At 60.7% G+C, this 14769-nt stretch carries 12 protein-coding genes and 1 pseudogene; 5 read left to right on the plus strand and 8 right to left on the minus strand.

All coding sequences use genetic code 11. The annotated features are described in order from the left end of the window. The first annotated feature begins 29 nt into the window (after positions 1–29). The 4 genes and pseudogenes from moaD to GBM95_RS02815 all read left to right on the plus strand — a co-directional run bounded on the left by moaD (position 30) and on the right by GBM95_RS02815 (position 4583). Positions 30–287 carry a molybdopterin converting factor subunit 1 gene (moaD, locus tag GBM95_RS02800; RefSeq protein WP_152157688.1) on the plus strand — a complete coding sequence of 86 codons (258 nt, stop codon included), beginning with the start codon at positions 30–32 and terminating at the stop codon, positions 285–287. A 13-nt stretch (positions 288–300) separates the two neighbouring features. After that, positions 301–759: a molybdopterin synthase catalytic subunit MoaE gene (gene moaE, locus GBM95_RS02805; protein WP_152157689.1), complete on the plus strand. Its 459-nt coding sequence runs from the start codon at positions 301–303 to the stop codon at positions 757–759. Between the two features lie 170 nt (positions 760–929). Beyond that, positions 930–3482, plus strand: a pseudogene (gene clpB, locus GBM95_RS02810) (ATP-dependent chaperone ClpB); the annotation flags it as partial. Positions 3483–3779: 297 nt separating this feature from the next. Continuing rightward, positions 3780–4583, plus strand: coding sequence for a hypothetical protein (locus GBM95_RS02815; protein WP_152157691.1), 804 nt, complete (start codon positions 3780–3782; stop codon positions 4581–4583). 82 nt (positions 4584–4665) lie between these two features. Here the strand turns inward: GBM95_RS02815 and GBM95_RS02820 are convergent, their stop codons facing one another. The 4 genes from GBM95_RS02820 to GBM95_RS12940 form a co-directional block, all read right to left on the minus strand. After that, a complete protein-coding gene (locus tag GBM95_RS02820; RefSeq protein WP_152157692.1) occupies positions 4666–5925 on the minus strand; it encodes a hypothetical protein in 1260 nt (419 codons plus the stop codon). A gap of 422 nt (positions 5926–6347) precedes the next feature. Beyond that, positions 6348–7100 (minus strand): alpha/beta fold hydrolase, encoded by a 753-nt coding sequence (locus GBM95_RS02825; RefSeq protein ID WP_152157693.1) that lies wholly within the window; start codon positions 7098–7100, stop codon positions 6348–6350. Positions 7101–7204: 104 nt separating this feature from the next. Continuing rightward, a complete protein-coding gene (locus GBM95_RS12935) occupies positions 7205–8056 on the minus strand; it encodes an ABC transporter substrate-binding protein (RefSeq protein WP_264298067.1) in 852 nt (283 codons plus the stop codon). Between the two features lie 19 nt (positions 8057–8075). Beyond that, the gene (locus tag GBM95_RS12940; RefSeq protein WP_264298068.1) at positions 8076–8609 is read right to left on the minus strand and encodes an ABC transporter substrate-binding protein; all 534 of its coding nucleotides are present in this window, start codon (positions 8607–8609) and stop codon (positions 8076–8078) included. Between GBM95_RS12940 and GBM95_RS12535 the strand changes: the two genes are divergently transcribed. After that, entirely contained in the window at positions 8517–8840 is a 324-nt protein-coding gene (locus GBM95_RS12535; RefSeq protein ID WP_226963130.1) for a hypothetical protein, read from the plus strand. The two genes, GBM95_RS12940 and GBM95_RS12535, sit on opposite strands and share 93 nt — an antisense overlap. 267 nt (positions 8841–9107) lie before the next feature. On the opposite strand, the gene putP is transcribed toward GBM95_RS12535, so the two are convergent. From putP to GBM95_RS02850, 4 genes are all read right to left on the minus strand, one after another. After that, a complete protein-coding gene (putP, locus tag GBM95_RS02835; protein WP_152157694.1) occupies positions 9108–10592 on the minus strand; it encodes a sodium/proline symporter PutP in 1485 nt (494 codons plus the stop codon). Between the two features lie 217 nt (positions 10593–10809). Continuing rightward, positions 10810–11883: a GTP 3',8-cyclase MoaA gene (gene moaA, locus GBM95_RS02840; RefSeq protein WP_404817495.1), complete on the minus strand. Its 1074-nt coding sequence runs from the start codon at positions 11881–11883 to the stop codon at positions 10810–10812. 163 nt (positions 11884–12046) lie between these two features. After that, positions 12047–12985 carry a ribosome small subunit-dependent GTPase A gene (gene rsgA, locus GBM95_RS02845; RefSeq protein WP_152157696.1) on the minus strand — a complete coding sequence of 313 codons (939 nt, stop codon included), beginning with the start codon at positions 12983–12985 and terminating at the stop codon, positions 12047–12049. Beyond that, on the minus strand, positions 12957–14549 hold the full coding sequence (locus GBM95_RS02850) for a M48 family metalloprotease (protein ID WP_152157697.1): 1593 nt from the start codon (positions 14547–14549) through the stop codon (positions 12957–12959). Before GBM95_RS02850 ends, rsgA begins: the two co-directional genes overlap by 29 nt. Positions 14550–14769 lie beyond the last annotated feature (220 nt).

The following is a 14769-nucleotide window of genomic DNA, read 5'->3' on the forward strand; positions in this document are numbered from 1 at the left end:
ACCGGCGGCTTTTCCAGAAGGATTTTTTGATGCAGGTAAAAGTGCTTTATTTCGCGAGCCTTCGCGACAAGATCGGCAAACCGGGCGAAATGATCGACATCCCGGGCGAAGCGTCGACGCTCGCGGGCGTTCGCGAGGCGCTCGTCGCCCGGGGCGAGCCCTGGGATTCGGCCTTTAAGAATCTGAGGCGCATCCGCGGCGCCGTCAACCAGGAAATGGCCGAGGATGACGCTGCCGTGAAGGACGGCGACGAGGTTGCCTTTTTCCCGCCGGTGACGGGCGGCTGACGGGAGGTTCGTCGTGTCATTAACCACCATCCGGGTGAGCCCGGAGGACTTTTCCGTTGACGCCGAAGTCGCACGCGTGCGCGAGGCAAGTCCCTCCGCAGGGGCAGTCGTTTCCTTCGTGGGCGTCGTGAGAAACAGGAACGACGGCGCGGCCGTTTCGAAGATGACGCTCGAGCACTATCCCGGCATGACCGAAAAGGCGCTCGGGAAAATCGTGGAGAAGGCCCGCGAGCGCTTTCATCTCGAGGACGTCGTCGTCATTCACCGCGTGGGCGATCTCTCCGTAGGCGACCAGATCGTGCTCTGCCTGGTTTCTGCGTCCCACCGCGGCGAAGCCTTCGAAGGGTGCGAATACATCATGGACTGGCTGAAGACCGAGGCGCCTTTCTGGAAGCGCGAGACGACGCCCGAGGGCGAACGCTGGGTTGATGCGCGGGAGTCGGACGACCGGGCAAAGGCCCGCTGGGGCTAGGGCGGACTGCCAGAATGAGGCAGAAGCGTCAAACATCTCTTTGAAACCAAACGTAAAAAGGGCGCGTTCTGCGGGGGACGCGCCCTTGATCTTTTGAGCTCCACCCCCATATGTATTGCATATTCGGGATGATCCCAATACGGAGCGTCCCAAAGGGAGATTTCATACATATGCGTCAAGACAAGCTCACGACTAAGTTTCAGGATGCGCTCGGCGCGGCTCAGTCGCTTGCACTCGCCCATGACAACCAGGTCATGGAACCCCTGCATCTGCTTGCAGCCGTGCTCGCCGACAATGAAGGTTCGAGCAGGAGCCTGCTCGAGCGTGCCGGCGTCAATGTGCAGCGCTTAACGCGCGACGTGAATGAAGCCATCGACCGTCTGCCCAAGGTGACCGGTCAGGGCGGCGACATCCAGGTGTCGCGCGATCTCGTCAACCTTCTGAACCTCACTGAAAAGGAAGCGATGAAGGCGGGCGACGAGTTCGTCTCGACCGAGATGTTCCTTCTTGCGCTCTCGGACGACCGTTCCGAGGCCGGGCGCCTTGCGAAGGACGCCGGCCTCACGCGCCGTGCGATGGAAGAAGCCATCAAGGCCGTTCGCGGAAGCGACACCGCCGACAACCCCGATGCGGAAAATCAGCGCGAGGCTCTGAAGAAGTACACGATCGACCTGACGGCCCGTGCCCGTGAAGGGAAGCTCGACCCCGTGATCGGCCGCGACGACGAGATTCGCCGTACGATGCAGATTCTGCAGCGCCGCACGAAGAACAACCCCGTCCTTATCGGCGAGCCGGGCGTCGGCAAGACGGCCGTCGTTGAGGGGCTCGCTCAGCGCATCGTCAACAACGAAGTGCCTGATACTCTTCGCGGCAAGACCATTCTTTCGCTCGATATGGCGGGCCTCATTGCGGGCGCCAAGTACCGCGGCGAATTTGAGGAGCGCCTCAAGAAGCTTCTGAAGGAAGTGACGGACCAGCAGGGCCAGATCATTCTCTTCATCGATGAGCTCCACACCGTCGTCGGTGCGGGGAAGACCGAGGGGAGCATGGATGCCGGCAATATGCTGAAGCCCGCCCTCGCAAGAGGCGAACTTCACGTGATCGGCGCGACCACCCTTGACGAATACAGAAAGTACGTCGAAAAGGATGCCGCACTCGAACGCCGCTTCCAGAAAGTGATGGTCGACGAGCCCTCTGTTGAGGACACGATCGCCATTCTGCGCGGTCTGCAGGAAAAGTACGAAGCGCACCACGGCGTCGAAATTACCGACCCCGCGATTGTGGCTGCGGCTGAACTCTCGCACCGCTACATCACCGACCGCTTCCTTCCCGACAAGGCGATCGACCTCATTGATGAGGCCGCTGCCCGCGTCAAGATGGAAATCGATTCGAAGCCCGAGGCGCTCGACAAGCTCGACCGCCGCCTCATTCAGCTGAAGATCGAACGCGAGGCGATGAAGAAGGAAACGGACGATGCATCTAAGAAGCGCCTTCAGGTGATCGAAGACGAAATCGCCAAGCTTTCGCGCGAATATTCCGACCTCGAAGAGGTCTGGAAGAAGGAAAAGAGCGAAGCCCTGGGCGAGAAGTCGGTCCGCGACGAAATCGACCGAGTTCATCGTCAGATGGATGAATATAAGAGAAGCGCGCAGTACGAAAAGCTCGCCGAGCTCCAGTACGCCGTGCTCCCGAAGCTCGAGGAGAAGTTGAGAAGAGCCGAGAAGGCCGAAGCCCGCACGGAAGCGAGCGAAAAGGGGCCGAAGCTCCTTCGCACGTCCGTCGGCGCTGAGGAAATCGCTGAGGTGGTGAGCCGCGCGACGGGCATCCCGGTCTCGAAGATGATGGAAGGCGAACGCCAGAAGCTTCTTCACATGGCTGAAGCCCTCGAGAAGCGCGTGGTCGGCCAGAACGAGGCGGTGCGCCGCGTGACGGAGACGATTCTGAGAAGCCGTGCAGGCCTTTCCGATCCGAACCGCCCCTACGGCAGCTTCCTCTTCCTCGGGCCCACGGGCGTCGGCAAGACCGAACTCACGAAGGCGCTCGCTGAATTCCTCTTCGACACCGATGAGGCCATGATCCGCATCGACATGAGCGAATTCATGGAAAAGCACAGCGTGGCCCGTTTGATCGGCGCGCCTCCGGGATATGTGGGCTATGAAGAAGGCGGCTACCTTACGGAAGCCGTCCGCAGAAAGCCCTATTCGGTGATCCTGCTCGACGAAGTCGAAAAGGCCCATCCGGATGTCTTCAACGTGCTTCTGCAGGTGCTCGACGACGGGCGCATGACGGACGGCCAGGGCCGTACGGTGGACTTCAAGAACACCGTGATCGTCATGACCTCGAACCTGGGCGCTCAGGAAATCATGGAGATGACGGGCGAGCCGCACGAGAAGGTGAAGGATGCCGTGATGAAGGAGGTGCGCCAGCACTTCCGTCCGGAATTCGTCAACCGCATCGACGAGATCGTGGTCTTCAATTCTCTTGACGCGAAGAACGTGAAGAAGATTGCCGAGATCCAGCTGAAGCAGCTGAAGAAGCGCATGACCGAGCAGCAGATCGGCCTTGACGTGACGGAAGCCGCGCTCGACGAAATCGCGAAGGTGGGCTTTGATCCGCAGTTCGGCGCAAGACCTCTGAAGCGCGCGATCCAGGACCGCATCGAAAACGGCATTGCACGCCTCCTTCTCGAAGGGAAGGCTGCGCCCGAGGATACGGTCAAGGTCTCGCCAAGGGCGACGAATTCACCTTTACGGTGGAAAAGCCTGCGGAGAAGGAAAAGGCCTGAGGGCTTTGATCCTCTGAATGCCCGGGGCGCCCGTTCAATCCGGGCGGGCGCCTGAGACTTCACGGCAAGCTTAAAAGAAAAGGCGCATGGGAAAAGGAACTCTGCCTCCTTCGTCCCGTGCGCTTTTTCGTTTCTTAAGCCGGACGCAAGATGCCGGCGCGAGAATCCCGCTCATGGCATGGCGGCGGAAGAATATCCGGAAAGCGCCATGATTCCCTCGTACAGGAGACTCAACGTGAAAAAGACGGTTCTTGCGCTTGCCCTTTTCGGCATCGTGGCCGGCGCCGCTCAGGCTGCCGATTCGCAGATTCTGAATTCGCTTCTTGCCTGCAATGCAAGCTACTTCAAGGCCATTGCAAAGGATAAGAACATTCCGGAAACGCTCAAGATCCGTTCCGGCGACATGGCGTTTCTCAAGGTCGAGAAGCAGCCCCTTGACATCGTGATGTTCCCGAAGCCCTTCAAGGACTCGGGCCTCACCGTAACGGGCTACGTCTTCAACGACGAAATCATCCGCTATCCGGGCGTCCCCGACATGCACACCCACTTCTGGGGTCTCATCGTCAAGGAAGACTGGAAGAAGGCGATCGACGCCTTCAAGGTCGACTGGGAAGCCGTGGATACGCGCCACATGTCCGCGCACGCGAACCGCATGGTCCGCAGCAACAACGAACCGGTCTGGAAGCCCTACAAGCGCCCGGACAACTACGAATATCCGGAAATGGACATGACGGAGCGCGCCTTCCACATCCAGCCCTACAACGGCCAGACGATGATCTTCTGCGCCATGCAGACGGCGGGCGCTCCTGAAGCCGCGATCATTCAGGAAGTCCGTCCGGACCTCCTCCAGGGCGAAAACAAGGTGCCCATCCGCGAGGAAGAGATTCAGAAGGATCAGCCGAAGGCGGATGCGAAGAAGCTCCCCGAGGGTCACCCTGAAATTCCGGCGGGCGCGAAGCTCCCTGAAGGCCACCCTGCAGTTCCGGCGGGCGCCAAGCTCCCGGAAGGCCATCCGGACATCTCGGGCGCAAAGAAGTAATGCCCTCCTGAAGAACCAAATGAAAAGCCCGGCTCCTTTACTGGAGGCCGGGCTTTTTTAGAAGCCTTTGAACTCTGAAAAGTTAGTTGAGCATCATGCTCGGCATCGTCGGACGCGGCACGGCGTCCTTTTTTCTCAGGGGCTTCTGAATGTTGTGGATGGAGTTGTAAAGGCGGTCCATCGTGTCGGGCTCCGCCGTGAGCCAGGGACATTCGCCGTGAATGGGGGTCTTGAGCTGAATGCCTTCCATTTCGAACTGACCCACGATCATGTTGGCGATTTCGCCCACGGCCTGGGAGACGTTGGGGCCTGAAGGGAGCGGAATCGGCACGCCAGAAATCAGATCGTCGGGGGCTTCGGGGCGCGCAAAGGCGACGCGAAGCTCTGAATAGCCCTTCAGGGGATCGGAGAAGGCGCCGAGGCTCACGATCAGGTTTTCGGGAGGAACGTTTTCGTCGAGCGCCGTGCGGGTGAAGACCACCATGATGCGCTTCAGGCCCGTCACGTAGTCGAGCTGCCGGACGGTGTCGTTGAGAAGCGTGGGTTCGGTCACGCAGAAGCGAAGCCCGCGGCCGCAGCGCACCGAGAGGAGCGCCGTGAGCTCGGCGCCCCAGCGGGTCTTCAAAATGGCTTCGCTCGTGAGCACCGCGTTCTTTCCTTCATTCGTCGCGAATCCGAGGAACCGGAAGGGGCGCTTCAAGGCCGGCTTCTCTCCGCGCGGTGTGCGCACGGTAAAGAGAATGAGGCGAAAGCGCGCGGCAATGTCGGTGCCGTCCTCTTCGTCGAGCGTGTAGTCAATCCCGGGCATGTCGATCGAATCGAAGGTCGCGATGAAGTCGCCCTTCGAGCGCATCATCTGGCGCAGAAAGCGCTGCGACTCTCCCGCATCGACGAAGGCGCGGTGGTTGATGGGCATCAGATGCTCATAGATCTGAATCTTCGCGACCGACTCGTCGAAATATTCGTTGAGAAGAAGCGCCCTCAGCTTTTCGGCATCCTCGCGCGTGAGGTTTTCCGCGGCGAGCGCCTGGTTTTCCAGCCCGTAGGCGAGAAAGCCCGCGGCGTAGAGGGTCGTCACCGACCCGTCCTCGCGCTCTGCGGCGACGATCTGGTCGTCGAGCTCGGCGTAGCCCGCCTGCTCAATCAGTTCCGTGATCTCGCGCGGATATTCCGAGCGGAGCTTTTCGAGCTCGTCATCGAAGACTTCGCTGAAGGCCATGGGGTCTTCAGAATAGAGACGGCGGAAGGCGCGCAGATAGCATTCGCGGTCGGCGCTCGCAGTATTGCGGCCGATGAAGGGAAGAATCTTGCGCAGACGCGCGGCGAGTGAACTCGATGACATTGAAAGTTATTGAAAAACGGGAAAAAGACAAGCGCTTTGAAGGGCGCTCATTGTAGCGCAATGGTTTCGTGCGGATTGCCTGTCCGGCCTTAAGACTTGGAGGCGCTGCGGTCGGTAGCCCTGACTCTGGAGATCGACGCGGCTGACGAGAGCGTTTGTCGCTTTCGGGAAGGAATTCAGGTCGATCTGAGGGAGCGTTGTCTTTCCAAACCGCCGGCGCTCGCACTGAGCCTGAAGTTACGCAGATTCAGTGCTTTTTACGTAATTACGCAGCGCGCTATAAGTGTTTATAACTTCCATGCGCTTCCGGAATCCCGGGAGGAGTCAAGCTCATCCCGGGTTCTTCCGGCTTACAGTCTGAAAGCGCCTTTCCTATAAAGCAGATTGCGCCCTCCCAGGAAAGCGCATGTCAATCGATGCCGTCAAATTCTCTCGAGGAATGCCCTGACTGCGGACTCCGTCTGAGGGAGCGCAAAGAGCGTATGAGGCGCTCCGGGAATGAGGAGAATCGACGTTTGCGGATGACGGGCGAGCGTCCGCCCGGCGTGTCCGAGCGCATCCGGATTGTCGAGCCACGGATTTGCCCGGCTGAAGTATTTGTCTTCGGCGCTCATGATGTTCAGCACCGGAACATCGTCGGGGATATGCGTCTGGTGGACGACGACGTGGTAGTTGTCTTCGCAAGGCCAGGAAAAGAGGATGCGGCCGGTCTCGCGGCGGCCTTCGGGAGCCGTGAAGCGCGCGGCGGCGACGCCCCCTTCGCTCGTGCCCGCCACGGCATAGCGCCCAGAGAAGCCGGGCGCTTCATCAAGGTGCCGGGCGGCATAGTCGAGTTCCTGAGAGCGCATCGCATGGACGCGCTCGTAGTTTTCGCGCGAGACGGGGGACGAATAAGTGATGCGGTCGGGAACCACGAAGGAATCGGGTGCGAGGAAGGACCAGCCGAGGCTCGAGACGAAGCGTGCAAAGGCCTTCAGGGGCGCGCCGATGCCGGAACTCCCGTGCGCAAAGAGAAGAATCGGTGCGGCCGGGAGATTTTCGGGAGCATCCGAAAGCTTTCCTTCAAAAGCGCCCCGGGCTGCCGCGAACCAGGCGTTCTCAAAGGAAGCCTTGAGCGAGTCGGCAGTGTGCTTGTCGGCCGTGCCGGACATTTTGCCGGTAAGAGCAATCGTCATGAGAGAACCTCGAGGGTGAATGTAAACGCAGGAAAAAATATATCCCGGAGGAAAGCCTCCGGGATACGGTTGAAGAAAAAGTCAGATCTGAGCTTCAGGGGAAATCATTCCTTCCACTCAGCCGAATAGAAGTCGAAGCCCCCGTCGGGGAGCACCGTGAAGTTTTTGAGCTCCTTCGCGGTGCCCGCCGTCACCATCTCGAAGACGAGCGGCGCCCAGGGCTTGTCGGCGTTCACGAGATTCTGGATTTCGTGATAGAGCTCGACGCGCTTTTCCGTATTGGTTTCCTTGATGGCCTCATCAAAGAGCGCGTCCACCTTCGGGTTCTTGTAATAGGAGTCGTTGTTGAGGACCGGCGGGCAGCTGCGGCTGTCAAGGAGCGGCCTCAGACCCCAGTCGGGTTCAGCGGCCGAATTGGTCCAGCCGATGAGGTAGAGCTGGTGCTGCGATTCCGCCGGGGTTTTGGCGCCGTAAATCACGGTGCGCTGACCGGCTTCCAGAGCCTTGGTTTCCGCGTGGATCCCGACCTGAGCGAGCTGCTGCTGCAGGAACTGAAGGGTCTTCACGGTCTTGCCGTCGTTGTATGCCGACCAGATCGTGGTCTTGAAGCCCTGCGGGAAGCCCGCTTCCTTCAGAAGTTCGCGGGCGCGCTTCGGGTCGTAAGGGAATTCGCCGAAGTCGACGCCGCCTTCAATCTGCGTGGGGAGGTAGCCGGTCGACGGAACGGCAAAGCCGTTGTAGGCGACCTTGACGAGCGCCTTGCGGTTGATCGCGAGGCTCACGGCTTCGCGCACGCGGATGTCGTCGAAGGGCTTCTTCGTCTCGTTCATCGAGAGGTAGCGCGTCACCACGGAAGGCGTCTTCTGGAGCGTGAGCTTGCCGCTCTTTGAGAGCGGGAGGAACTGCTCATTGGGAACAGGCGAAATGAACTGCGCCTCGCCCGTCTGAAGCATCATCGCGCGGGTGGAGTTTTCGTTACGGCGCCCACCACCGATTCAACCGTATCGGAAGCATCATCGCGCGGGTGGAGTTTTCCGTGACCGGCACCCAGCGGATGGCGTCGAACTTCGGGAGCCCCGGAACGCGGTAGTTCGGGAATTTGACGGCATAGAGCTCTTCGGCGGGGCTGAAGCGCTTCAATGTGTAGGGGCCCGTGCCGCAGGCTTCGTATGCGGTCACCTGCTTGGTGGTGGCGCGCTTCAGAAGGCTCGGGCAGATCATGCCGGCCGTGCCGTTGGCGAGGCGCTGAATGAAGCCCGCAGTCGGCGTTTTGAGAACAATGCGGACGGTGTAGGGGTCGACGACCTCAACGCGGTCGACGAACTTGAAGAAGGTACGGCGCGTGAGCTTCGACTCCGGATTCATGCCGCGGTCGAAATTCATCTTGACGGCGTCGGCGGTGAATTCCGTGCCGTCATGGAACTTGACGCCCTTGCGGAGACGGAAGGTGTAGGTGAGGCCGTCCTTCGAAACCTCATAGCCTTCGGCGAGCTGAGGAACGGGCTTCAGATCCTTGTCGAACGTGTAGAGGCTTTCGTAGAAGGAGCGCGAAACCGCACGCGACAGGTTGTCGACCGCATCCTAGGGATCGAGCGTCGTGAATCCCGTCGCAACAGCAGCGGTTATCTCACGCGCTTCGGCCGGAGCCGAAGCGATGAGCATGGCGGCGGAAAAAGCGGTAAGACTGAGCGCGGCTTTGAACGGGAATTTTTGCATTTTGCACCTTGTAAAGAAAAATAAAAGGAAGCTGTATACGTATAAGAAGAATAGGGCGCTTCCTTCAAAATCAAAGTGTAGCTTCAGCAGAAATTCGTTTTTTGCGAGTTTAGGCGCTTCCTCTTAGGCGGGAATCCCGATGCGGTTTGGCCCGGGGAAAAGATTGGTCGAATAGCGGTTCCGGAGAAGCGTTCTCCGGGACGACCGGGCTGAGGACGGAGCAAAAAAAGCCGCAGAAGCGCTTTGCAAAGCTTCTGCGGCCGACTTGAAAAATACCAGGGTGCTCCGGGTTTATGAGAGCGCCTTCACTTCGGCATCCACGGCGTCGAAGGTTTTCGTGATGGATTCTGAGGGCGCCTTGTCGAGAAGGCTCCCCACCACAATGCCGATCGTCGCGAAGAGGAAGCCCGGGATGATTTCATAGATCCCGAACCAGGCGAAGTGGTTCCAGATGAGCACTGTTGCCGCGCCGATCACCATGCCGGCAAGCGCCCCGGTCTTCGTCATGCGCTTCCACCAGAGGGAAATGAGGATCACGGGACCGAAGGCGGCCGCAAACCCTGCCCAGGCATAGGAAACGAGCGAAAGGACGAGGCTCGTCGGGTCGCTTGCGAGCCAGACGGCGACGACGGAGATGGCGAGCACCATCGTGCGGCCGACCCAGACGAGCTCGCGCTGGCTTGCGTTCGGGCGCAGGTACGTGCGGTAGAAGTCCTGAGTGAGCGTGGAGGAGCAGACGAGAAGCTGGCAGGAAAGGGTCGACATGACGGCGGCAAGAATGGCCGACATCAGGAGGCCCGCAATCCAAGGATTAAAGAGGAGCGACGAGAGCACGATGAAGACGCGCTCGTGATTTTCCTTCACGAGACCCGCGGTATCGGGGTGCATCGAGAAGTAGGCGGAGCCGAAGAAGCCCACGGCGACGGCGCCCGCGAGGCAGAAGAGCATCCAGAGTGTGCCCACGCGCCGGGCGTTCGGGATCACCTTGATCGACTTCGCGGCCATGAAGCGCACGAGAATATGGGGCTGGCCGAAGTAGCCGAGACCCCAGGCGAGAAGGCTGATGACGCCGATCACGGTGTGGCCTTCCATCATGTTGAGCATCGAGGGGCTGATTTCCGCCACGCGCTCGGTCGTAGCCGTGAAGCCGCCCGCATCCATCATGACGGCGATCGGGGTCACGATGAGCGCGATGCACATGATCGAAGCCTGAATGGTGTCGGTCCAGCTGACGGCGAGAAAGCCCCCGATGAAGACGTAGAGAATCGTTGCCGCGGCGCCGACGATGAGAGCCGTCTGGTAGTCCATGCTGAACGTATTCTCAAAAAGACGGGCGCCCGCAACCACGCCCGAAGCGCAGTAGATCGTGAAGAAGATGAGAATCACGGCCGCCGCAATGATGCGCAGCACGTTCTTTTTGTCTTCAAAGCGGTGCGAAAGGTAGTCGGGGAGCGTGAGCGAGTTGTGCGCCTTTTCGGTATAGACGCGAAGGCGCGCCGCCACGAGCTTCCAGTTGAACCAGGAGCCGATGATCAATCCGATCGCAATCCAGCTCTGCGAAATGCCGTAAAGGAAGACGGCGCCCGGAAGACCCATGAGGAGCCACCCGCTCATGTCGGAGGCGCCCACTGAGAGCGCGGTCACGAAGCCCCCGAGACTGCGGCCGCCCAGAATGAAGTCGGCGTAGTTGCGGGTGTAGTAATAGGCAAAGACCCCGACGAGCACCATCAGGATCAGGTAGCCGATAAAAGTGACGGCAGTAGGATTGGAAAACATTTAAGGGGCGCGCTCCGTTTGTCGGTTTTTATTGGCATCCGCTTCCTCGACGAGGCGGACAACAGGCGTCAGCGGGCTCCATCCGGTTCTTCCGGGAAAACCCCGGAGCACCCGCATGGGGAGAGAGTATATGTGCTCGGACGCCCGCACGGCTTCGGGTAAGTTCCTGAGGAAACGTGAGGGGATGGAGGTGTGATGATGTTTACGAGCGGAAATATCATCCGCCGATGTAGTTCATCTCGACTTTCGAACGGTCCGGCGCCGCGCCGATGGCGCGCAGTTCCGAATACCGGTCCTCGCGGGCGCTCCAGATTCTTCCGAAGGCTTCCTCGAGCTCAAGGTCCGTGCAGCCGCCGCGCAGCATCGTGCGGATGTCGTAGCCGATCGACGCAAAGAGGCAGAGGTAGAGGCGCCCCTCCATCGAGAGCCTTACGCGCGAGCAGTTGCGGCAGAAAGCCCGGGTGACGGAGCTGATGACGCCGAATTCGCCTTCGCCGTCGCAATAGCGCCAGCGCGCGGCGGTTTCGCCGGGCGTGGCGGGCTTAAGGGGTTCAACGGCCCACTTCGAGGCAATTTTCGCGACGACGTCGCGCGAGGGGACGACCTCGTCCATCCGCCAGCCGTTGGCGTTGCCCACGTCCATGTATTCAATGAAGCGCGGAATGACGTCGGTGCCGCGGAAGGTTTCGGCAATGCGCAGGATTTCGCCTTCGTTGACGCCCTTCTTGACGACGGTATTGACCTTCACGCGAAAGCCGAGCTTCCGTGCAAAGTCGATCGCTTCGAGGACCTTCGCCGCCGGGTAGCCCACGTCGTTGAAGCCCTGAAAAATGCCTTCGTCGATGGCGTCGAGACTCACAGTCACGCGCTGCAGGCCCGCATCGCGAAGCGCCTCGCCCTTTTTGACGAGCAGCGACCCGTTCGTCGTGAGCGCAAGGTCAATCGGCGTGCCGTCCGGCTTCTTCAGGCAGGAAAGCTCGGCGATGAGCTTTTCAATCCCTTTTCTGAGGAGCGGTTCGCCCCCGGTCAGGCGGATTTTTTCAATGCCGTTTCTGACGGCAATGCGCGCAATGCGCATGATTTCCTCAAAGGTGAGGAGCTCCGTCATGGCAAGAAACTGGTGGTTGTGCGCGAATTTCTCCTTAGGCATGCAGTAGCGGCAGCGGAAGTTGCAGTGGTCCGTCACCGAAATCCGGAGGTCGGTAAGCGGACGCCCGAAACGGTCGCGCCAGGCGCCGCCCTCGCGCCGGATTTCGCCCGTCTGCGGAATGGGGAGAGCAGGCCGGGAAATCGCGCGAACCGGACGAGCCGGCCGAACGGGGATGACATTCTGTTCTTCTTGCATGTGGGGTCAGGGGGCGAGGGAGAAATGCGGACGCTTGAAGGAGGAGCATTTTAGGGGAGGCAGACGGCGAGGCAATCCGTCGATCGGCGTACTCCGGCATTGATGAGTCTCATCGCGGCAGCGGATCCGCCTCCTTCGCCACGGCTTCATAGAAGGCGTAGCGCGCGGGATCGATTTCCCCTCGGCCGAGCGCCGCCTTGACGCTGCATCCCGGTTCATGGAGATGCCGGCAGTTGAAGAACCGGCAGCCGTCGACGTGCCGCGCGATGTCGGGCATCGCGCGCAGAATGTCGGAAAGCGACAAATGGGCGAGCCCGAATGCCTGGAACCCGGGCGTATCGATGACGGCGCCGTGCCATTCGGGGGCCGGATGCCATTCGGCGGCGGTCGTGGTTTGCTTCCCGAGGTCGAGGGCTTCGGAATATTCGCGCGTTTCGGCCTGCGCTTCCGGAACGAGGAGATTGAGGATCGTGGATTTGCCCATGCCGGACTGACCGACCATGAGGACCGTTTCCCCGGCGAATTTCTGAATGAGCTTTTCCCTCGCGTCTTCAGGAGCGCCTGAGGCGGAAATCTCAATCACCTCCTCGCCGATGGACCGCAGAAGCTTCGCCTGCGCTTCGGCCGCGTCGGCGCCTTCCGTCATGTCGGTCTTGTTGCGGATGACGACGGCGGGAATGCCGCCCTGGTGGGCGGCAAGGAGCGCCTTCCAGATGAACCAGGGATTGAAGGTGGGACGAGGCGCATAGACAATCGCCGCGAGGTCGGCGTTGGCGGCGAGGGTCTTCACGCGCCATTCGTCCGAGCGGTAGAGAAGGGTCGAGCGGGGTTCGATCGACTCGATGGCGGCGACGCCTGAAACCGGGGGCGTGCAGCGCACGATGTCGCCGACAACGACGTCCCCCTTTTTTCCGCGGCGGTGGGCAACGAGCTTCTCACCCGATTCGAGCGTCACGATGAAGTGCCGCCCGTGACCTGCGGTCACGCGCCCGGGAAAGGTTTCTGAGGGCTCGGGGGATTCAGTTTTTCTGCGCGGAGCTTTCTTCATGGCGAGTGGTTTCAAGGGTTTCCCGAGACGGGGATTGTTCGGCTGCATTCGGCGCTTTTTCGTCATCAAACCCGTCGTCGACGACGTAGTTCCGTTCCTTCTGAAGCGCCTGATCGAGTTCAGCGGCCATCCGGGCGCGGCTGAAGCGTCCGGCTTCCTCGTGCATTCTTCTGCGGATCGCGAGCTCGGCGGAAAGCACCGACCGCGTCGGATGCTCGCGGTCGAGGTAGGGCGCCGTCCGGAATTTCACGAGGTCCGAAGGCCCGGATTCAGGAAGATTCTCCCGCCGGATGACGGAGCGGATGTGCATGACGCGCATGCCGGCGTGCGGACGATCGTAATGAAAGAGCGAGTAGATTCTTGAGGGCGTGAGCGTGGAGGCGTAGTCGCGGTGAAGCTTAACGAGCGCGCGCGTGAGTTCGGCCCCGCCGACCGTGCGGAGCGCATAGCGGTCGGCGCTGTACTGCATTTGCCGCGAAATGAAGTTGAAGAGCGGCCGCAGCGGATAAAAGAGAATCGGGAACGTGACGAGTGCGAGCGCGGTGGTGAAGCCCGCATGGGCGCCGGGCTGCTCGATGGTGAGCAAGGGCGAAAATCCAAGGCCGGCGAAGAAGGCCGCATGGGTCGAGCCCCAGCCGAGCGCCGCGCAGACGACGAAGCCCCCGGCAGCGGCAAAAAAGATACGCCACGGCGTGTGGTGCTCCTTGAGCCTCGCGAGATTCGCGGCAATGACGGCAAGGAGCTCCTCGCGGGTGAGCTTCGCCGCGGCGTGCGCAAAGACGACGACCCGGCGCCTCAGGCCCGTGCCGACGAGAAGCACGTGCGCGTGCTTCCAGACGCCCGGCTTCGTCATGACGACGAGATCTTCCATCTGGTAGCCGTGCGCAGAAAGAAAGTCGGCGACGAGCGTGCGGAGGTCGGAATTCTCAATGGGCCGGGTTGCGCGGCTCCAGAGGACGCCCCTAACGAGGGAAAGCCGCCAGCGCCAGAGAAGATAGATGAGCCAGACCGACCAGACGACGAGCCACCACCATGCGCCCGCAAGCTCGCAGAGGGCAAGAAGAACCGCGGAAAGCGGGAGCATGGTTCCCCAGCCCGCCGCGCTGATGGTAAGCGTGCGCGAGAGCCAGTCGAGTCGCGTCTGCTTCATGTAGCCGAAGCGCTCCTTCACGCGAAAGCGCGCGAACCACCCGAAGGGAAGCTCCACGAGGAGCATGAGGAACGCCGTGATGACGATGAGCGCCCATTCGACAATGAGCGTGGTGTCGGAGAGCGTCTCGAGAAAGGCGGCGATGATGTTGAAGCCGTGCCCGACCGTCATGAGAACGGCAAAGCCCGCTCCGATGAAGGAGAGAACAAGATTTGCGAGCGCCGATTCCGTCGTGTAGGCCGCGGCCTTTTTATGGGCGGCAAGCGAGAGCCGGTTTTCAAATCCCTCGGGGACGCTTCCGACCGAACGTTCCGCCGCAATGATCTGACGCGCCGTGAGAAAGCACTCGCAAAGCAGAAAGAGCACTACGGAGATGAGAAAGACGTGCTCTATGAGGGCAGCGGAGAGATGCATCAGGGACGGGAGCGACGGGATGAGAAGCCAGTGTGAAAAGGAGAATGATGCGGAATTCGAAAAGAATGCCGCGCCTTCGGGTAATCCGGAAATTGTACTTGGATCCTGAGATCTCCTTCGGTTAAACCCGTCGGCGCGGCGCGGGTTCTCAGGGCTGCATGCGGGAAAACGCTCCCGGGGCCGCGACCGGGCGTTTACCCGCAGAGGCGGCGCTCCGACG

Source organism: Sutterella seckii (assembly GCF_009183815.1).
Taxonomy (GTDB): domain Bacteria; phylum Pseudomonadota; class Gammaproteobacteria; order Burkholderiales; family Burkholderiaceae_F; genus Sutterella; species Sutterella seckii.